Annotated in this window: 17 protein-coding genes; 8 read left to right on the top strand and 9 right to left on the bottom strand. The window is 75.6% G+C overall.

The window, feature by feature from the left end; translation table 11 throughout:
* Window positions 1-6: 6 nt before the first annotated feature.
* Window positions 7-1107 (bottom strand): L-dopachrome tautomerase-related protein, encoded by a 1101-nt coding sequence (locus V9U69_RS07985; protein WP_337061020.1) that lies wholly within the window; start codon window positions 1105-1107, stop codon window positions 7-9.
* Window positions 1104-2252 (bottom strand): glutathione-independent formaldehyde dehydrogenase, encoded by a 1149-nt coding sequence (locus V9U69_RS07990; protein WP_337061022.1) that lies wholly within the window; start codon window positions 2250-2252, stop codon window positions 1104-1106. Before V9U69_RS07990 ends, V9U69_RS07985 begins: the two co-directional genes overlap by 4 nt.
* Window positions 2253-2425: 173 nt before the next feature.
* Here V9U69_RS07990 and V9U69_RS07995 point away from each other — a divergent pair, with 173 nt between their 5' ends.
* The gene (locus V9U69_RS07995; RefSeq protein ID WP_337061023.1) at window positions 2426-3985 is read left to right on the top strand and encodes a cation:proton antiporter; all 1560 of its coding nucleotides are present in this window, start codon (window positions 2426-2428) and stop codon (window positions 3983-3985) included.
* Between the two features lie 134 nt (window positions 3986-4119).
* Window positions 4120-4524, top strand: coding sequence for a phage holin family protein (locus tag V9U69_RS08000; protein WP_337061025.1), 405 nt, complete (start codon window positions 4120-4122; stop codon window positions 4522-4524).
* A gap of 303 nt (window positions 4525-4827) precedes the next feature.
* On the opposite strand, the gene V9U69_RS08005 is transcribed toward V9U69_RS08000, so the two are convergent.
* The 4 genes from V9U69_RS08005 to V9U69_RS08020 form a co-directional block, all read right to left on the bottom strand.
* Window positions 4828-5982, bottom strand: coding sequence for a S1C family serine protease (locus V9U69_RS08005; protein WP_337061026.1), 1155 nt, complete (start codon window positions 5980-5982; stop codon window positions 4828-4830).
* A 125-nt stretch (window positions 5983-6107) separates the two neighbouring features.
* Complete coding sequence (locus tag V9U69_RS08010) at window positions 6108-7982, bottom strand: glycoside hydrolase family 15 protein (protein WP_337061028.1); 1875 nt, start codon at window positions 7980-7982, stop codon at window positions 6108-6110.
* 63 nt (window positions 7983-8045) lie between these two features.
* The gene (locus tag V9U69_RS08015; protein WP_337061030.1) at window positions 8046-8549 is read right to left on the bottom strand and encodes a DUF421 domain-containing protein; all 504 of its coding nucleotides are present in this window, start codon (window positions 8547-8549) and stop codon (window positions 8046-8048) included.
* A gap of 34 nt (window positions 8550-8583) precedes the next feature.
* Window positions 8584-8877, bottom strand: a complete 294-nt coding sequence (locus V9U69_RS08020; RefSeq protein ID WP_337061032.1) for a hypothetical protein — start codon at window positions 8875-8877, stop codon at window positions 8584-8586.
* Window positions 8878-9013: 136 nt separating this feature from the next.
* On the opposite strand from V9U69_RS08020, the gene V9U69_RS08025 reads away from it, so the two are divergent.
* Window positions 9014-9322, top strand: coding sequence for a DUF6343 family protein (locus V9U69_RS08025; protein WP_337061033.1), 309 nt, complete (start codon window positions 9014-9016; stop codon window positions 9320-9322).
* Between the two features lie 79 nt (window positions 9323-9401).
* Here the strand turns inward: V9U69_RS08025 and V9U69_RS08030 are convergent, their stop codons facing one another.
* Entirely contained in the window at window positions 9402-10370 is a 969-nt protein-coding gene (locus V9U69_RS08030; protein ID WP_337061034.1) for a TIGR03557 family F420-dependent LLM class oxidoreductase, read from the bottom strand.
* A 158-nt stretch (window positions 10371-10528) separates the two neighbouring features.
* Between V9U69_RS08030 and V9U69_RS08035 the strand changes: the two genes are divergently transcribed.
* Window positions 10529-11620 (top strand): M42 family metallopeptidase, encoded by a 1092-nt coding sequence (locus V9U69_RS08035; protein ID WP_442907672.1) that lies wholly within the window; start codon window positions 10529-10531, stop codon window positions 11618-11620.
* A gap of 27 nt (window positions 11621-11647) precedes the next feature.
* Here V9U69_RS08035 and V9U69_RS08040 read toward each other — a convergent pair whose 3' ends face one another.
* Window positions 11648-13585 carry a sugar phosphate isomerase/epimerase and 4-hydroxyphenylpyruvate domain-containing protein gene (locus V9U69_RS08040; protein ID WP_337061037.1) on the bottom strand — a complete coding sequence of 646 codons (1938 nt, stop codon included), beginning with the start codon at window positions 13583-13585 and terminating at the stop codon, window positions 11648-11650.
* 147 nt (window positions 13586-13732) lie between these two features.
* Between V9U69_RS08040 and V9U69_RS08045 the strand changes: the two genes are divergently transcribed.
* The 3 genes from V9U69_RS08045 to V9U69_RS08055 all read left to right on the top strand — a co-directional run bounded on the left by V9U69_RS08045 (window position 13733) and on the right by V9U69_RS08055 (window position 17239).
* Window positions 13733-14410: an HAD-IA family hydrolase gene (locus tag V9U69_RS08045; protein ID WP_337061038.1), complete on the top strand. Its 678-nt coding sequence runs from the start codon at window positions 13733-13735 to the stop codon at window positions 14408-14410.
* Window positions 14411-14579: 169 nt separating this feature from the next.
* Entirely contained in the window at window positions 14580-15557 is a 978-nt protein-coding gene (dapA, locus tag V9U69_RS08050) for a 4-hydroxy-tetrahydrodipicolinate synthase (protein WP_337061039.1), read from the top strand.
* A complete protein-coding gene (locus V9U69_RS08055; protein ID WP_337061041.1) occupies window positions 15554-17239 on the top strand; it encodes a ribonuclease J in 1686 nt (561 codons plus the stop codon). Before dapA ends, V9U69_RS08055 begins: the two co-directional genes overlap by 4 nt.
* A gap of 55 nt (window positions 17240-17294) precedes the next feature.
* Here the strand turns inward: V9U69_RS08055 and V9U69_RS08060 are convergent, their stop codons facing one another.
* Window positions 17295-18074, bottom strand: a complete 780-nt coding sequence (locus tag V9U69_RS08060) for a sporulation protein (protein ID WP_337061043.1) — start codon at window positions 18072-18074, stop codon at window positions 17295-17297.
* 107 nt (window positions 18075-18181) lie between these two features.
* Here V9U69_RS08060 and V9U69_RS08065 point away from each other — a divergent pair, with 107 nt between their 5' ends.
* Window positions 18182-18478, top strand: a complete 297-nt coding sequence (locus V9U69_RS08065) for a hypothetical protein (RefSeq protein WP_337061045.1) — start codon at window positions 18182-18184, stop codon at window positions 18476-18478.
* The last annotated feature ends 309 nt before the right edge of the window (window positions 18479-18787 follow it).

The raw sequence follows: 18787 nt of genomic DNA on the forward strand, positions 1-18787 counted from the left end.
CAACGCTCAGCGCAGCCGCACGGGGCCCGCGTCGATGGGGGTGCGGAACAGGGCGTACGGCTTGCTCCGCAGGTCCTGTCCGCCCTGGTAGTTCGCCTGCCGGTGCAGCTGGTTCGCCGTGACGTACAGGTACCCGTCGGTCACCGACAGGGTGTCCGGCCACAGCAGCCGCGGGTCGTGCACCACCGTCTCGAAGCTGCCGTCGGGCAGCCGGCGCAGGACGGCGTCGTGCTCGTAGGAGGTCAGGTACACCCGTCCGGCGTCGTCGGTCTCCAGCCCGTCCGACCCGCTGCCCTTGTCGCCCTCGTCGACGACGGTGGCCGCCACGGCCTCGTCGTCGAGGGAGGGGTCGCGCAGCGCCGCCGTGGAGACGCTGTACCAGCGGCGCGAGGCCAGCGGGCAGTAGAACAGCCGCTCGCCGTCGGCGGAGATCGCGATGCCGTCCGCGCCCATGGACACCGGCTGGGTGGAGCCGTCCTCCGAGCGCTCCAGGAACGGCCTGCCCTCCACCACGGGACGGAAGCTCGACAGCGGCTCGGCCTTCGTGGAGGGGTGCTCGTGCAGGCGGCGCCGGGCGCTCCCCGTGGCCAGGTCCACGACGATCAGGGCGTTGGGTCCGGAGTCCGAGGAGTCGGTGATGTAGGCCGTGCCCGCCTCGCCCGCGCGCAGGTCGAAGCGCACGTCGTTGAGGTAGGTGGTCTCCAGCACCACGTCGGGGCTGAAGGTGATGACCTGCTCGACCGTGTTCGTCCCCAGGTCCACTCGCACCAGTTTCGGGCCCCCGGGGCTGGTGGGGGCGAACATCGGGCTGCCGGTGTCCAGCGCCCACAGCCGGTCGGCGGGGTCGACGACGACGCTCTGCACCGAGACCAGCGCCCGCTCGTCGTCGTTCCCGTCGGGCGCGTTCCACGCCTCGTCGGGGAAGGGCACCTCGCGCCCGTCGACGATCTCGGCGGCGGTGGCCGGGACCTCGTCGCCCCACTTCGGGTAGCAGACGAAGACCCGGCCCGCCGCGGAGACCGTGACGCCGGTCGGCATGGGGCCGTGGAAGGCGTGCACCAGCTCCAGCTCGCCGACGGGGGCGTCGGTGGCTCCGGGAGCGGTCACGAGGACTGCCCGGGGTGCAGCAGCACCTTCGTCCAGCCGTCCTCGCGGGCGTCGAACCTCGCGTAGCCCTCGGGAGCCTGGTCCAGGCCCAGCTCGTGCGAGACGATGAACCCCGGGTTCGCCCGCCCGGCGACGATGAGGTCGCGCAACTGGCGGTTGTAGCGCATGACGGGGGCCTGGCCGGTGCCCATGGACAGGCCCTTGGTGAAGAAGGTGCCGTAGTCCCAGCCGATGCGCCCCTGCTGGGCGCCCTCGGTCGCCGCGCCCGGGTCCTGCGGCATGTAGACGCCCACGACGCCGATGCCGCCGGTGCTGCGGACGACCTTCACGAGGTTGTCGAGCACGAGTTCGGGGTGCTCGTCGCCGGCGGGGTCGTGGGCCTGGTACCCGACGGCCTCCACGCCGCGGTCGACACCGCGGCCCTTCGTCGCCTCGGTGATCTGCTCGACCGGGTCGGACGCGGAGAAGTCGACGGGGATGGCGCCGATGCTCTCGGCCAGGGCGAGGCGGTCCTTCTCCTTGTCCACCACGAACACGCGGGAGGCGCCCTTGATGAGGGCGCTGTGCGCGGCCATGAGCCCCACCGGGCCGGCGCCGAAGACGGCGACGTCCTCACCGGGCGACATCCCGGACAACTCCACGCCGTGCCAGCCGGTGGGGAAGACGTCGGACAGCATGGTGAAGTCGTTCTCGTGCTCGGTGCCCTCCGGCAGCTCCAGCAGGTTGAAGTCCGCGAAGGGAACCCGCAGGAACTCCGCCTGCCCGCCGTCGTAGGGGCCCATGTTCGCGTAGCCGTACGCGGAGCCGTCCATGCCCTCGTTGGGGTTCACCCGCAGGCAGAACGACGTCCAGCCGTGCACGCAGTTGCGGCAGGTGCCGCAGGCGATGTTGAAGGGCACCGAGACGCGGTCGCCGACCTCGATCCGGTCCACACCGTCGCCGACGGCCTCGACGATCCCCATGTTCTCGTGGCCGAGGACCTTGCCCTCCTCCACGGACGTGCGCCCCTCGTACATGTGCAGGTCAGAACCGCAGATGTTCGTCGTGGTGATGCGCACGACGGCATCGGTGGGGTTCTCCACGCGCGCGTCGGGGACCTCCTCGACGGCGACGGACCTCGGGCCCCGGTAGACGACAGCCTTCACGGTTCTCCTCCTCGACGTCGTGCTGCTGGTCGGGCCGGGGACCCCGGCGGGACCGCGTCCCGCCGGGCCGAACGGCCACCTCCGAGACCTACCCGTCATCGTGGTGGTCATGCGGGCCGATCGGTGCCGGGCCCGAGTGGTGATCGGCGGCGAGGACCCCGACGATCGCCACCGTGGACGTCGTCGTGCTGCTCGGGCTGCTGGTGCTGGGGATCGTGGTGCTGACCCCCCTCGCGGGGCGGATCGGGGTGCCGCAACCGGTGGTGCTCACCGTGTACGGGTTGCTGCTCGCCCTCGTGCCCCAGGTGCCCTCGCCCCGGTTGCCGCCGGAGGTGATCCTGCCGCTCGTCCTGCCGCCGCTGCTGTTCGCGACCACGCAGCGGGGGGCGCTGCGGGAGCTGCGGCGGGACGCCGGTTCGGTGCTGTTCCTCGCGGTGGGGCTGACGGCGCTGAGCGCGTTCGCCGTGGCCCTCGTCGCGCGCGCGTTCGGGCTGCCGTGGGCGGTGGCCGTCGTGCTGGGTGCGATCGTCGCCCCGCCCGACCCCGTGGCGGCAACCGCCGTGGCGCGCCGGCTGCGGCTCCCGCCACGGCTCGTGACGGTCCTGGAGGGGGAGGGGCAGTTCAACGACGCCACCGCCCTGACGCTGTACTCGGTGGCCCTGGTCGCGGTGACGAGCGGCAGCGTGGGGGCGGGGGAGATCGGCTGGCACCTGTTGCTGGAGGTCGTCGGCGGCACCGCGATCGGCCTGGTGGCGGGTCTGCTGGCCCGCTGGGCGCTGGCGCACCTGCACGACGCCCCGGTGGAGACCACGGTGACGATCGCGCTGCCGTTCGCGGCCTACCTGGTCGCCGACGAGGTCCGGGCCTCCGGCGTGCTCGCCGTCCTGGCCGCCGGGCTCCTGCTGCGGGCCAGGGGCGCCGGTGCCACCACGTCCCGCGGCTGGTTGCTGGGGCGGGCGGTGTGGCGCTACGTCGACTTCGCCGTCACCGGGCTGCTCTTCGGGTTCCTCGGCATCGAGCTCACCACGGTGCTGGAGGGCACCTCGCAGTGGGGCGACACCCACGCCGTCGGCCTGGCGGCCGCGGTGGTCGGCACGCTCATCGCCCTGCGCTTCGCCGCCGTGCACACCGCGTCAGCCCTCGCCGGGCGCCGCGCGCGCCGTCGCGGCTCGGCGACCCCGGCGGGGTGGCGGGAGGCCACCGTGGCCTCCTGGGCGGGCATGCGCGGCGTGGTCACCGTGGCCCTGGCCCTGGCCCTGCCGGTCACCGGGGCCGACGGCGCGTTCCCCTACCGCGCGGAGGTGGTGCTCGTGGCCCTGGTCACCGTGCTCGTCACGCTCATCGCGCAGGGCTTGACGCTCGCGCCCCTGGTCCGCCGCCTCGGCGTGGCCGTCCCCGCCTCCGGCGACGCGGGCGTGCGGCGACTGCGCCGCGACGCCACCGCGGCGGCGCTGCGGGCCGTGCAGGAGTCCGGCGCCGGTGCCCCGCTGCGGGTCAGGGAGGCGGCGGTCGCGAACTACCGCGCCCGCCTCGACCGCCACGGCTCGGAGGCGTCGCTGCTCGACGAGGAGGAGGGGACCGAGGCGCTGGACGCCCTGGGGCGTCTGCTCGTCGCGGGCCTCGACGCGGAGCGCGAGACCGTGCTGGCGGCCCGCCGCACCGGGGCGGTCAGCCCCGACGCCGCCGACGAGGTCCTGTTCGAGGTGGAAGCCCGCGCCGCCCGGTACGAGTGAGCGGCGAGCGCGGTCCTGAGCGGTGCGCCGGTGCCCGGGCGCGTAGCGTTCCCGGTGGTGGGGCCCCGCACCGGGCCCCGGCACCGGTCACCCGTCACGACCACCTCACGAACCGCCTCACGAGGAGGAGACCCATGACCGAAGAACCCGGCCGCACCGCCGGTCAGCTCGTCGACGACCTCACGTCGGACACCGCGGAACTGGTGCGTGCCGAGATCCGCCGCGGGCAGCAGGAGGTGCTGGCCAAGGCCAGGGAGGCGTCCAGGGGGGCGGCGATGCTCGGCGGAGCCGCTGTCCTGGGCGCGCTGGCGGCCGGCACGTCGGCCGCGTTCGTCGTGCGCACCCTCGGGAAGGTGCTGCCCGCCCCGAGCGCCGCGTTGCTGGCGACGGCCCTGTACGGCGGTGGTGCAGCGGCGCTGGCCGTCGCCGGGACCGCCGAGCTGAGGCGCGTCGGTCCACCGCTGCCGGAGGAGACGCTGGCCAGCGTGCGCCAGGACGTCCGCGCCGCCCGATCCGGCGCTGCGGGCGCCGCTGGCTGACCGGTCCGTCGAGACCCGCAGCGCCGTCGCGGCACCACCACGGGTGGGGCCGGTCCGGGGCTGGACCGGGGACGCGCCGGGAGTCGGAGGTCGCCCTTCCGGCTCCCGGCGATCGCGCCACCCGCGAGAGCTGCCACCAGGCCGATGGGCTCCCCACCGCACGGCGGGGTGTGCCGGAACACATCCCGGAAACCGCTCTCGTCGGGGCCGCGATCGCGGGGGCGTCGGTGTGGCTGAGCGCCCTGGGCACGCGGAGGTGGCGGACGCGGCGGGCGCGACCCGCCCCCGCCGCGTCCTGAGCCGTCAGCCCGCCGCGCTCAGCTCGCCGAGCCGGACCTGGAACGTCTGCTCCTCGCCGTCGCGCTGCACGGTGACGTCCACGGTCTGGCCGACCTCCAGGTCGGCCAGCACCGCGGACAGCTCCGCGGTGCTGCGGACCTGCTGGCCGTCGACGGAGGTGATGACGTCCCCCTCGCGCAGCCCGGCGGACTCGGCCGCCCCGTCCGGTTCCACCCCCACGACACCCACCCCGGCGGGCTGGCCGGACGAGTCGGCGAGCGTGGTGACGGTGACGCCCAGGGCGGCGCGGTCGGTGTCGGTGACCTCGCCGTCCTCGATGAGCTGGGGGGCGACGTTCTTCACCGTGTTCGAGGGGATCGCGAAGCCGATGCCGGGCGCGGCGCCGCCACCGCCGGCCGGGCTGGTGGCCGCCAGGGTCGGGATGCCGATGACCTCGCCCCGCATGTTCACCAGCGCCCCGCCGCTGTTGCCGGGGTTGATCGCAGCGGAGGTCTGGATGGTGCCCGGCAGCGTCGCACCGGCCGGGGCCGCCTCGCTGGGCGGCTCGGACACGGTGCGGCCGGTGGCGGAGACGATGCCGTCGCTGACGCTGCTGGACAGGCCCAGCGGGTTGCCCATGGCCAGCACGAGCGTGCCGACCTCCACGGCGTCGGAGTCGGCCAGCGTCGCCGGCTGCAGGTCCGGGGCGCCCTCGACCCGGATCACCGCCAGGTCGTTCTGCGGGTAGGTGCCCACCAGGGTCGCCGGGTACGACACCGCGGAGTTGGCGAACTGCACCTCGAACTCGGTGGAGGCGCCGATGACGTGCGCGTTGGTGACGATGTTGCCCTGCTCGTCGAGCACGACGCCGCTGCCGAGGCCGTTGGGCGTGCGGATCTCCACCACGGAGGGCAGGACCTCGCTGATCACCTGCTGGTAGGACTCCTGCAGGGTCTCCACGGTGCTGCCGGCGCTCACCCCGCCGGCCTCCGCCGTCCGCGCGGCACCCGCGGTGGCCTCACCGCTGGCGGCACCGGTGGCCGCGGTGTCCTCCTCGGCGGTGGCCGTGCACCCCGCCAGCGCCAGGGGGACGAGCAGGAACCCCGCGAGGGCGGTGCGGCGGCGCCGGGGTCCGGGCGTCCGGGACGCGGGGCGGGCGGACGGCGCGGTGCTGCTCACGCAAACTCCCATCGTGGTGGGGTCCCGCGCCCGGCGCGGGGCCCGGGGGCCGAGGTGACCTTTGCAGGAGCTCAATCCTGTGCCGGTTCCCGGATCCGCGCCACCGGGCCGGTGGCCCAGCGGCGTCAGCCGTCCCGCGTGGGACCGCGTTCGGCGCTGCCGTCGCCCGGCACCCCGCCCCCGGTGCGCGGCTCCAGGTCGGCCGGGTGGCTGCCGCCGAGGTGGCGGGCGGTGTTCACCAGGCCGACGAGGCTGAACGCCTGGGGGGTGTTGCCCAGGTGCCGGCGCGCGACCGGGTCGTACTCCTCGCTGAGCAGCCCCAGGTCGTTGCGCAGGTCCAGCAGGCGCTCGAACAGCCGCCGGGCCTCCTCACGGCGGCCGGTGCCGTGCAGGGCGTCGGCGAGCCAGAAGGTGCAGATCAGGAAGGTGCCCTCCTCACCGGCCAGCCCATCACCGCCGTCCGCCCCGGTGTCGTAGCGCAGCAGGAACCCGTCCCGCTCCAGCTCGCGCTGGACCGCGTCGACGGTCCCGACGACGCGGGCGTCGTCCCACGGCAGGAAACCCACCTCGGGGATGAGCAGGGTCGCCGCGTCCAGCCCCCGCGAGCCGTAGGACTGGGTGAAGGTGCCTCGCGCGGGGTCGAAACCCTGCTCGCACACCTCGGCGTGGATCTCGTCGCGCACCCGCCGCCAGGTGTCCACGGGGCCGTCCAGGCCGAACCGCTCGACGGCTTGCACACCGCGGTCGACCCCGGCCCACGCCAGCACCTTGGAGTGCACGAAGTGCCGTCGCGGCCCGCGCACCTCCCACAGGCCGTTGTCGGGCTCGCGCCAGTTCCCCTCCAGGTGCTCCAGCAGCGCCTTCTGCAGGTCCCAGGCCGTCTCGTCCGGCTCCAGGCCGGCGCTGCGCGCCACGTGCAGCCCGTCGAGGACCTCGCCCCACACGTCGAGCTGGAGCTGGTCGGCGGCGGCGTTGCCCACGCGCACCGGCCCCGAGCCCTCGTACCCGGGCAACCAGGGCAGTTCCAGCTCGGTCAGCCGCCGGGTGCCGTCGATGCCGTACATGATCTGCAGCTTCGCCGGGTCCCCGGCCACGGCCCGCAGGAGCCACTCGCGCCACGCCTTCGCCTCCTCGACGAAACCGGTGCCCAGCAGGGACTGCAGGGTGAACGTCGCGTCCCGCAGCCACGTGAACCGGTAGTCCCAGTTCCGGGTGCCCCCGATCTGCTCGGGCAGCGACGTGGTGGCCGCGGCGACGATCCCCCCGGTGGGGGCGTACGTCAGCGCCTTCAGCAGCACCAGGGACCGGCGCACCGCGGCGCTCCAGCGCTCGGCGGTGGCCGGTTCACCGCGCAGGTCCCGGGGGTCGTAGTGGAACCGCTCCAGCCACTCGCGCCAGAACGACTCCGTGCCCTCCAGCGCCCGCTCGGCGTCCACCGGCTCGGGTTCCCCCGCCCACGACGGGGTGTGCGTCAGCACGAAGGGGACGCGGTCGCCGGGGCCGACGGTGAACTCCGCGCGCGTGGCCATCCCCTCGCCGTGGAGGTCCACGGGGGTGTGCAGGTGCGCGGCGTCCGGGCCGGCGACCGCGCGCAGGCCGCCGCCGGTGCGCTGCACCCACGGCACGATGCTGCCGTGGTCGAACCGGAGCCGCAGGTCCATCGACACGCGCACGCGCCCGCTGACGCCCTCCACGATCCGCACCACGTCGGGGGCCTGCCCGCGCGGCGGCATGAGGTCGATGACGCGCACCGTGCCCTCGGGGGTGTCCCACTCGCTCTCCAGCACCAGCGCGTCGCCGCGGTAGCGCCGCCGGGTGCAGTCCCCGGCCCCGACCGGGGCGATGCGCCAGCGACCGGCCTCCTCGTCGCCGAGCAGCGCCGCGAAGCACGCGGGGGAGTCGAAGCGCGGCAGGCACAGCCAGTCGATGGACCCGTCCCGGCCCACCAGGGCCGCGGTCTGCAGGTCTCCGATCAGCCCGTAGTCCTCGATGAGGGCCACCGGGTCCTCCTCTCGTCGGGGTGTGCTCGTCGGTGCGCTCGTCAGCCTCTCGCGCGCGGCCGGTCAGCGCTCGGGCGAGACCTCCTCCGGCGGGGCCCCGACCACCGAGACCGCCCCCTTCGCCTCGAAGATCGCCAGGTGGACCGACGCCGTCCCGGGGTAGCCCTGCTGGCGCATGATGGCCTCCAGGTCCGCGGTGGTCAGGCCGCAGCGGCGCATGTTGCGCTGGTCCACGACCCCGTCGCGCACCAGCACGCGCAGCGGGGGGTCCACGACCCACCGCACCGGGGCGAGGAACCTCAGCCGGGCGATGGCGCTGTGCACCGCGAACAGCGCCAGCAGCACCGCGGCACCGGTGAGCCAGGAGGTGTCCGACGCCGTGGCGGAGCGGCCGACGACCGCGCCCACGGCCACGGCGGCCACCCAGTCGAACGGGGCGAAGGCCGCCAGGGTGCGCCGCTCGGCGACGCGGAACAGCGCCAGGGCGGTGGCGAACAGGGCGACGCCCTTGACCGCCGCCCACACGGCGACGTGCCAGTCGCCGATCAGCGCCTCGTGGGCGTTCACGGGCGCCCGGCCCGCGCCGCACCGCCCGCCCGGCTCACACCGCCTCCTTGACGCCGGTGGCCACGGTGTCCCACCCGGGCTCGCGCGGTGCCCCGTCCCGGCCGTGCTCCTGCATCCACTTGTGCGACTCCTTCCGGCCGAAGCGCACGTAGCCCCGCACGGCGACCGGGCCGAGGTGCAGGGCGGTGATCGGCCAGACGATCTCCATGACCTCCACGTGCTGGCGGTAGCCGCCGCGGGCGCAGGTGTCGACGAGGACCGCCGCGGCGCTCGTGAAGGCGACGGCCAGGGCGATCCAGGAGACGACGGTGAGCCAGGTCGGCGGCACGGGCACTCCCTCGCGGATCGGGTCGGGGCACGGCTGTTCGGGCCGCCCCGATGATTGCGCACCGGCAAGGGACGTGCACCCGGGGAGGTCGGGGACCACCGCGCATGACCGGCCGTGCGGCGGGTACGCACCACGCATGAGCCCTGACGAGCGTCGCCACCGGACCCGTCGACCGGCCGACCCGTCGGTCCCGCCGGGACAGCCGCGCGGCCGCACCGGGGACGAGGCGCGCACCGCGCGCTCCCCGCTGGCACTGCGCCTGCTGCTGGCGGCGTTCGGCTTCGTCGTCTGCGGGGTCTTCGCCGCGCTGTGGCTCACCGCCGAGGAGCCGCCCGGCGGCTCCCGGGGGCCGGGGATCGTCCTGCTCGCGCTGGCGGTGGTCGCCGCCGTGGACGCCGCCGTCGTCGTCGGGCGGCTGCGGCGCGGCCGGCGGCCGCGCGGCTGAGCTCCCTGCGACCCCGTCCCGGTGCACCGCGGCCCACCACCCCGGCGCGGGGAGTTGGGCCGCGGTGCACGTCCGCCCCTCAGGACGAGGGGGTCAGCGCGCGCAGCGGCTCCGCCAGCTCGTTCGCGAAGAACTCCAGGAACCCGTCCGGGTCGGGGCCGGCGTTCTGGGTGACGAGGTGGTCGAACCCCGCGTCGACGTACTGCTGGGCGCCGCTCAGGTAGGCCGCCGGGTCCGGGCCGACGGCGAACTGGGCCCTGACGTGCTCCGCGCCGACCGTCTGCGTGGCGGCGTCGAAGTTCACCGGGTTGGGCAGTTCGGACATCACCTTCCACCCGGTGACGGCCCAGCGGCTCTTCTCCAGCACGGCGTCGATCGCGGAGTCCTCGTCGGGCGCCCAGGCCATCGGCACCTCGGCGTAGGCCGGGCCGCTGCCGCCCAGCTCCTTCCAGGTCCCGACGATCTCGCCCTTCGGCTCGGTGGCGAACAGCCCGTCGCCCAGCTCCGCGGCGATCCGCGCCGAGGCCTTCCCGCTGGAGGCCACCGCGATGACGGGCAGCTCCTCGGGCAGGTCGAAGACGCGCGCGTCCTCCAGTCGCAGGTGCTTGCCCTCGTAGGTGCGGTAGCCGCCCCGCCACAGCAGCCGGATGATCTCCAGCGCCTCGCGGAAGCGCTCGTGGCGCTCGGCCACACCGGGGAAGCCGCGACCCACGACGTGCTCGTTGAGGCGCTCGCCGGCGCCCACGCCCAGGGTGAACCGCCCGTCCGAGATGATCTGCATCGTCGCGGCCGCCTGGGCGATGATCGCCGGGTGGTAGCGCACCGACGGGCACGTCACGCCGGTGACCAGGCCGATCCGCTCCGTCTTCGCGGCGATCGCGGCCAGCAGGCTCCACGTGAAGCCCGAGTGCCCCTGCACGTCGAGCCACGGGTGGTAGTGGTCGCTCATCTCGACGAAGTCGTAACCGGCCCGTTCTGCCTCGACGGCCTGGCGGATGATCTCCTTGGGCCCGAAGGCCTCCGTCGCCAGCTTGTACCCGATGCGCATGCGTTCCCCCTGCTCGATCCGGTGTTCGGTCTCGATCCGGTGCTCGGTCTCCTGCCGGCCCCGCCGCCCGGGGTTCCCCCCGGCCGTCCCGGGATGTGCGCACCACCGTGAGGCGGTAGACCGGACGGCGGCTCGACAACCGCGACCCTAGGGAAGAGATGACCGACCAGCACCCCGTGACGACCCCCGACCGTGCGTTCGCCCTGCTGCGCGAACTGCTCACGACCTACGGCCCCGTGGGCCGCGAGGACGCCGTGCGCGACGTGGTCGCCCGGGAGCTCGAGGGACTCGTCGACGAGCTGTGGACGGACCCCGCCGGCAACCTCGTCGGCCTGGTCCGCGGCACCGGGGAACCCGGCGCTCCCGGGGTGCGGGTGATGGCCCACGCGGACGAGCTGTCGATGATCGTCAAGCGCGTCGAGGACGGCGGCACGCTGCGGGTGGGCGAGCTCGGGATCATGAACCCCGGCAACTTCGGCCTGGGTCCGGTGGCCGTCCTCGGCGACGCCGAGGAGCTCACCGCCGTGCTCGCGCTCGGTTCCGAGCACACCTCGAAGGAGACGCAGCAGGTCTGGCAGACGAAACCCTCCGGCGGCGACCAGGCCATGGACTGGCAGCACGTGTCGATCTTCACCGGGCGCACGCCCGAGGAGCTCGCCGCCGCCGGCGTGCACCCCGGCACGCGCGTGTGCGTGCACCGCAGCCGGCGCGAACCCGTGGAGTTCGGCGAGCACGTCGGCGGGTACTTCCTCGACGACCGCGCGGCGGTGACGGCGCTGGTCGAGGCCGCCCGGAGGCTGCGCGAGCGCGGTGGACGACCGCCGGCCGACGTGCACCTGGTGCTCACCACCAGCGAGGAGATCGGCGGGGTCGGCGCCTCCTACGCCAGCCGGACCCTGCCCGGCGAGGTGACCCTGGCGCTGGAGGTCGGCCCGGCGGAACCCGAGTACGGCACCGTCGTGGACTCCGGACCGATCGTCGTCTACGCCGACGCCGGCGCCGTGTACGACACCTCGATCGCCGACCACCTGCTGCGGCTGGGGCGGCGGCGCGGCCTGGAGCCCGTCCCGGCCGCGTTCACCGCCTTCGAGTCCGACGCCTCCCAGTCCAAGCTCAAGGGGCAGGCGGCACGGGCGGCGCTGCTGTGCCTGCCGACCCTGAGCACCCACGGGTACGAGGTCGTGCACCGCGACGCGATCGGCGCGCTCGCCGAACTGCTCACCGAGTACCTGCTGCACCCCCGCCCCTGAGCGCGGGCCGGTTCCGGGCAGGGGTGTTCAGGCGGTGGGAGGTGCCGCCTGCGCCGCCATCCGCACCGGGGCGTTCGCCTCCCCGAACCCCCGGTGGCCGCCGCTGCGCTGCACGACCTCCACGAAGAACTCGCGGCTGACCGAGCGGGTGCAGAAGTGCAGCAGTTCCCCGTCGGCGTCCCGGTCGTACAGGACCGAGTTCTCCCGCAGCTGCGCGAGGAACCCCTCGTCCAGGCCGAAGCGGGCCTCCAGGTCGTCGTAGTAGTTCCCGGGGACGGGCAACGGCCTCCCACCGGCGCGCCGGAACGCCCGGGCCGCCGCCAGCGCGTCCGGGGTGGAGAAGGCGACGTGCCCGGCGCCCGGCGGGCGACCGCGCAGCATCGCCGAGGTGGGCGCCACGCTCAGGACGACGCGCACCGCGTCGCCCGCCGACCTCAGCGCCCGGGTCCGCACCAGCCCGGCCGGTCCCGGCACGACCTGGGTGGGGGAGGCCTCCAGCCCCAGCACGGAGGTGAAGAACAGCGCGGCGCCGTCGAACCCGGCGAACCGCTGCGGCAGCGCCACGTGGTCCACCCCGCTCAGCACCGCGCGCTCACCCTCCCGCGGCGCGGGCACCTGCGCCGGCGGGCACGGCGCGAAGTCCGCCGGCCAGCCGGAGTCCGCCGGCTCGTCGGCGCAGAACTGCACCCACGTGCCGTCCGGTGCCACCACGGAGGGGATCTCCGCCTCGCCGGGGCCGACGGCCCGGTTCACCACCGGCGCCAGCAGCGTGCGGGCGCGCTCGTGCAGGGCGTGCGGGTGCGGCGTGGCCAGGCCGAGAGCGGTCACCTGCGCCCGCACGTCCTCGCGGCGGCTGTTCACCACGACGCGCGCGTCGCCGTTCGACCACAGCTCCACCGGCCCGCTGCGGTGCCGTCCCGCGCACGTGAAACCCAGCTGCACCAGCAGGTCCGTGACCGCACCGGCCGTGGCGGGGGAGGCGGAGACCTCCGTGAACGCCCACGCGCGCACCACCGGCGCCCGCGGCAGCGACGGCGCCGGCGACGCCGGCGGCAGCGACGGGCGGTGCCGGAACGTGCGGTCGCGCAGGTGCCGCAGCGAGCGCATCCCGTCCACCGCCGTGGCCGCGGGGTCGGCCTGCCGGGCCAGGTCGTTGAAGACCTCCAGCGACACCGGGCCCCGGTACCCGCTGCCCACCACCGCGGCGTGGAAACCCTCCAGGTCGAACTCGCCCTGGCCGGGGAAGCAGCGGTGGTGCCGGCTCAGCGGCAGCACGTCCATCGGCAGCCTCGGAGCGTCGGCGACCTGGTAGAAGAACACCTTCCCCGGCGCGATGCCCGCGATGCCCGCCGGGTCGTCCCCGCGCGAGAGCACGTGGAAGGAGTCCAGGCAGTTCCCCAGCGCCGGGTGGTCCGCGGCCGCCACGACGCGGGCGGCGTGCCGGTAGTCCGACACGTGCGCGCCCCACGCCAGGGCCTCGTAGGCCAGCCGCACCCCGTGCGAGGCGGCCACCTCGGCGGCCGCGTGCAGCTGCTGCGCCAGGAGCGCGTCGTCGCGCACCGCGCCGGGGTGCACCGCCGAGCACACCAGCACCAGGTCCGTGCCCAGCTCCAGCGCCAGCTCGCACTTGCGGTGCAGGCGGTGGGCGTTGCGGGCCACCGCGGCCGGGTCCACGTCGTCGACGTCGCGGAACGGCTGGAACAGCGACACCGCCAGCCCCAGGTCCTCCACGCGCCGCCGCAGCGCCGCCGGGCTCTCCGGGCTGGCCAGCAGGTCCGGCTCGAACACCTCCACGGCGTCGAACCCGGCCGCGGCCACCGCCCGCAGCTTCTCGTCCAGGGTGCCCGCCAGGCACACCGTGGCGATCGAGGTGCGCAGCTCGTGGGTGCCCCGGAACCCGTCGTCGCCCGCGGGCACCGCCCCCGCGCGCGCCGCGGTCCCCCGCGCGCCAGTCCCGCCGTCCACCATCGTCCCCCCAGGATCGGTCCGGTCGGCGGCCCACCCTGGCACGGGCGAGCGCACCGCCGGCCCGGACGGCGGCGCCGGTCCCCCGGGCGGGTGAGCGCGCGAGCGGCCGGGTGAGCGCACCGCCGCGGCCCGTAGGGTGCGGTCGTGAGCCTGCCCGACCGCCCCTTCGCCGCCGTGCTCTTCGACATGGACGGCACCCTCGTCGACTCCACCGCCGCCATCGCCCGCAGCTGGACCAGCTGGTGCGTCGAGCACGGCGTCACGGCCGAGGCGCTCGCGGCCGCCGGCGGGCACGGCCGCCCCGCCGCCGAGATCGTGCGCGACCTCGTGGGCGCCGAGCGCGCCGAGGAGGCCGCCGCGCGCATCACCGAGCTGGAGGTCGCCGACGTCCACGACGTCGTGCAGCTGCCCGGCGTGCCGCGGCTGCTGGCCGAGGTGCCCGCCGGCCGCTGGGCGGTGGTCACCTCCTGCGGCCGCTCGCTCGCCGACGCCCGCCGCCGCGCCGCGGGCCTGCCCGAGCCGGCGGCGCTGGTCACCTACGACGACGTCAGCCGCGGCAAGCCGGACCCGGAGTGCTTCGTGCTGGGCGCTCGCCGCCTCGGCGTGGACCCCGCCGACTGCCTCGTCGTGGAGGACGCCCCCGCCGGCCTGGCCGCCGCGCGCGCCGCCGGCTGCGCCACCCTGGCCGTGCGCACCACCCACCCCACCGGTCCGCTGGAGGCCGACGCGGTCGTGGAGCTGCTCTCCCACGTGCGGGCGAGCGCCGACGGCTCCGGCGTGCGCGTGCGGGTGCTCGCGCCGGGGGAGCGCGCGGACGTGTAACGCCTCCGCGTCCCGCGCCGATGACACCCGCGGACCCGGTCGCTGCCCGGACCCCCGAGCGGGCAGCGACCGGGTCCTCGCACGTCCCGGTCCCGCGCGCAGCGCGCGCGCCCGGGCCCGGGGCACGTCCCGCACCGGCCGGGCCGGTGCTCGGCGGTAACCTCCCTGCATGCCCACCGCCACCGCAGCGCAGCCCCCCCGTCCGTTCGGGGCGGTGCTGTCCGCGATGGTCACGCCACTGACCGCCTCCGGTGCCCTCGACGACGCCGCCGCCGCGGCGCTGGCCGAGCGCCTGGTCGAGCAGGGCCACGACGGCCTCGTCGTCAGCGGCACGACGGGAGAGTCGCCCACCACCTCCGACGCGGAGAAGGACCGCCTGCTGCGCGCCGTCCTGGAGGCCGTCGGCGACCGCGCCCACGTGCTGGCCGGGGTCGGCACCAACGACACCGCGCACACCGCGGAGCTGGCCCGCGCCGCCGAGAAGGCCGGCGCCCACGGTCTGCTCGTGGTCACCCCCTACTACTCCAAGCCCCCGCAGGCCGCCCTGGAGCACCACTTCACGACCGTGGCGGACGCCACCGGCCTTCCGGTGATGCTCTACGACATCCCCGGCCGCGCCGGCGTGCCGATCGAGACGGAGACCCTCGTGCGGCTGGCCGCGCACGAGCGGATCGTCGCGGTCAAGGACGCCAAGGGCGACCTCACCGCCACCTCGTGGGTGCTGGCCCGCACCGACCTGGCGTACTACTCCGGCGAGGACGCGCTGAACCTGGCGCTGCTGGCCCACGGGGGCTCCGGCGTCGTCAGCGTCGTCGCCCACGTCGCCGGCCGCGAGTACGCGCGGATGGTGCGCGCCCTCGACGCCGGCGACCTGCTCACCGCCCGCACCCTGCACGCGCGGCTGCTGCCCGCGGTGCGCGGGATCATGAATCGCACCCAGGGGGTCGTCGCCGTCAAGGCCGCCCTGCAGCTGACCGGCGCGCTGGCGCACCGCACCGTGCGCGCCCCCCTGCTGGCGGCCACCGCCGCCGAGGTCGACGCCATCGCCGCCGACCTCACCGCCGCCGGGCTGCTGCCCGGCCCCACCGACTCCGCACCCACCCGCACCACGAGCGCGACCGCACCGGTCGCAGGAGGAGCCGCATGAGCCACCCCCACCCCGAGCTGTCCGCCCCGCCGCCGCTGCCCGACGGCGCCCTGCGCGTCGTGGGCCTCGGCGGACTGGGCGAGGTCGGGCGCAACATGACGGTGTTCGAGCACCGCGGCAAGCTGCTGATCGTCGACTGCGGCGTGCTCTTCCCCGAGGAGCACCAGCCCGGCGTCGACCTCATCCTCCCGGACTTCGAGCCCATCGCCGACCGCCTCGACGACATCGTGGCCGTGGTCCTCACCCACGGCCACGAGGACCACATCGGCGCCGTCCCCTACCTGCTGCGCCTGCGCGCCGACATCCCGCTCGTCGGCTCGCAGCTCACGCTGGCGCTCGTCGAGGCCAAGCTCAAGGAGCACCGCATCCGCCCCTACACCCTGGGGGTGAAGGAGGGGCAGACCGAGCAGCTGGGGCCGTTCTCCTGCGAGTTCATCGCGGTGAACCACTCCATCCCGGACGCGCTCGCCGTCGCGATCCGCACCGACGCCGGCCTGGTGCTGCACACCGGCGACTTCAAGATGGACCAGCTGCCGCTGGACGGGCGCATCACCGACCTCAACGCGTTCGCCCGCCTCGGCGACGAGGGCGTGGACCTCTTCTGCGTGGACTCCACCAACGCCGAGGTGCCAGGCTTCACCGCCCCGGAGCGCGACATCGGCCCCGTGCTCGAGCAGCTGTTCGGCCGCGCCGAGCGGCGCATCGTCGTCGCCTCGTTCTCCAGCCACGTGCACCGCGTGCAGCAGGTGCTCAACGCCGCGGACGCGCACGGGCGCCGGGTGGCCTTCGTGGGCCGCTCCATGGTGCGCAACATGGGCATCGCCGCCGACCTCGGCTACCTGCAGGTGCCGCCGGGCGTGCTCATCGACCTCAAGCAGGTCGACGACCTGCCCGACGACCGCATCGTGCTCATGTGCACCGGTTCGCAGGGCGAGCCGATGGCGGCGCTGTCGCGCATGGCCAACCGCGACCACCGCGTCTCCATCAACGCCGGCGACACGGTCGTCATGGCCAGCTCGCTCATCCCGGGCAACGAGAACGCCGTGTTCCGCGTCATCAACGGCCTGATCCGGCTCGGTGCGAACGTCGTGCACCAGCAGAGCGCGAAGATCCACGTCTCCGGGCACGCCAGCGCCGGGGAGCTGCTCTACTGCTACAACATCCTCAAGCCGCGCAACGTCATGCCGGTGCACGGCGAGTACCGGCACATGGTCGCGAACGCCGAGCTGGCCATCAAGACGGGCGTGCCGCGCGAGCGGGTCGTCATCGCCGAGGACGGCGTCGTCGTCGACCTCGTCGACGGCGAGGCCGCCATCACCGGTGCGGTGCCCGTGGGGTACGTGTACGTCGACGGCTCCAGCGTCGGCGAGATCACCGAGGCGGACCTGAAGGACCGGCGCATCCTCGGCGAGGAGGGGTTCATCTCCATCTTCGTGGCCGTCGACTCCGTCACCGGCAAGGTCGTCTCCGGCCCCGAGTTCAACGCCCGCGGCTTCATCGGCGACGGCGACGAGCGGTTCAGCGGCATCAAGGCCAAGGTGGAGGCCGCCCTGAACGAGGCCTCCACGGGTGCGGTCGACACCTACCAGCTGCAGCAGATCGTGCGCCGCACCGTGGGCAGCTGGGTCAGCCAGAAGCACCGCCGGCGCCCCATGATCGTCCCGGTCGTCGTCAGCGCCTGACGCACCGCCCGCCCGCGCGGCCCGCGACCGTCCCCGGTCGCGGGCCGCGCGGCGTTCACCAGCCCCAGCCGCGGCGCGAGCCGAGCTCGCGCACCGCGCGCTCCAGCGCACCGGCCACCCGGGCGCGGTCGGTGTCGCCGTGCGACAGGCGCAGCCGGCTGACCACGTCGCGCCCCTCGAGGAGCAGGCCGCCGCGGCGGTCGGCCTCCAGCACCACGTCCACGCCCTGCGGGTCGGCCAGGAACGTCACCTCCAGCTCGTTCACCCCGCGCACGCCCCGCGGCGGGGCGAACTCCAGCTCCTGGTAGAACGGCAGGTCCGAGCCGCGGACCCGGCCCTTCTCCACGTCGGCGTGCTTGAACCGCCACCCCAGAGACCCCAGGGCGTCGACGACCGCCTGCTGCACCGGCAGCGGCGCCACGGTCACCGCGTCCAGGTCGCCGGGGTCCACGGCGCCGGCGATGACGAGCTTCGTGACGACGCCGACGTGCACGCCGCGCAGGTGCCAGCCGCCGATGGCCGTCACCGGCGTCTGCCACGGCAGCTGCAGGGAGAACGGCAGCTCGGAGCGCTCGCCCGGCACGGTGGTGAACCCCGCGCCGACCCGGGCGCGGCCGAAGACGACGTCCTCGCGCCACTCGGAGTCGCCGCTCTCCACCTCCACGCGCGCCTGCAGCCCGACGACGACCTCCTCGACGTCCTGGGCCACCGAGCCGCCGACCACGACGACCCGGCCGCTGACCGTGCCGCCCGGCTGGACCACGTCGCGGTCCAGCACCGTGTCCACCGACGCGGCGCCCGCGCCGAAGCGCGCCGCGAGGTTGCGCAACCCCATGTCGTCCTCCCTCCGCGGGCCGCGTCTCGGCCCTGCCTGCTCGACGGGCGGGGAGGGGGGCGCGTTCCCGGCGCGCGCCGGGCGGCGCGCTGCGGCACGGTGGGGGCATGACCGTTCGACCTGCCACCGTGGAGATCTCACTCGTGCGCCCCGAGGACCGCGAGCGCGCCGGCGACCTGCTGGAGCGGCTGCGCGAGGCCCTGCCGGAGCTGTCGGCCACCTCCGGTGCCGACGCGCGGGGCCCGCTCACGCGCACCGACGACGGCTCGGGCCTGACCGCCCGGGTGCAGGTGGAGGCCGAGGACGACGCGAGCACCGAGCAGCGCGCCCGCGAGGCGGTCGTCGCCGCGCTGGGCCGCGTCGGCTTCGCCGACACCGACTACCTCGTCGACGTCGTCGTCTGACAACCGCCCGGCACTCGCGCCCCGCTGACCGGGGCGGCCCCGCAGACGCGGGGGGGGGGGGGGGGGGGGGGGGGGGGGGGGGGGGGGGGGGGGGGGGGGGGGGGGGGGGGGGGGGGGGGGGGGGGGGGGGGGGGGGGGGGGGGGGGGGGGGGGGGGGGGGGGGGGGGGGGGGGGGGGGGGGGGGGGGGGGGGGGGGGGGGGGGGGGGGGGGGGGGGGGGGGGGGGGGGGGGGGGGGGGGGGGGGGGGGGGGGGGGGGGGGGGGGGGGGGGGGGGGGGGGGGGGGGGGGGGGGGGGGGGGGGGGGGGGGG

The organism is Kineococcus sp. G2, from assembly GCF_037154035.1.
Taxonomy (GTDB): Bacteria; Actinomycetota; Actinomycetes; order Actinomycetales; family Kineococcaceae; genus Kineococcus.

What these genes read in the sequence shown, in the direction of transcription:
- V9U69_RS08000 (WP_337061025.1), top strand. Translation starts at nt 4,120, where the DNA reads ATGACCGAAGAACCCGGCCGCACCGCCGGTCAGCTCGTCGACGACCTC.
- V9U69_RS08060 (WP_337061043.1), bottom strand. Translation starts at nt 18,074, where the DNA reads ATGGGGTTGCGCAACCTCGCGGCGCGCTTCGGCGCGGGCGCCGCGTCG.
- V9U69_RS08065 (WP_337061045.1), top strand. Translation starts at nt 18,182, where the DNA reads ATGACCGTTCGACCTGCCACCGTGGAGATCTCACTCGTGCGCCCCGAG.
- V9U69_RS08030 (WP_337061034.1), bottom strand. Translation starts at nt 10,370, where the DNA reads ATGCGCATCGGGTACAAGCTGGCGACGGAGGCCTTCGGGCCCAAGGAG.
- dapA (WP_337061039.1), top strand. Translation starts at nt 14,580, where the DNA reads ATGCCCACCGCCACCGCAGCGCAGCCCCCCCGTCCGTTCGGGGCGGTG.
- V9U69_RS08055 (WP_337061041.1), top strand. Translation starts at nt 15,554, where the DNA reads ATGAGCCACCCCCACCCCGAGCTGTCCGCCCCGCCGCCGCTGCCCGAC.
- V9U69_RS08035 (WP_442907672.1), top strand. Translation starts at nt 10,529, where the DNA reads ATGACCGACCAGCACCCCGTGACGACCCCCGACCGTGCGTTCGCCCTG.
- V9U69_RS08025 (WP_337061033.1), top strand. Translation starts at nt 9,014, where the DNA reads ATGAGCCCTGACGAGCGTCGCCACCGGACCCGTCGACCGGCCGACCCG.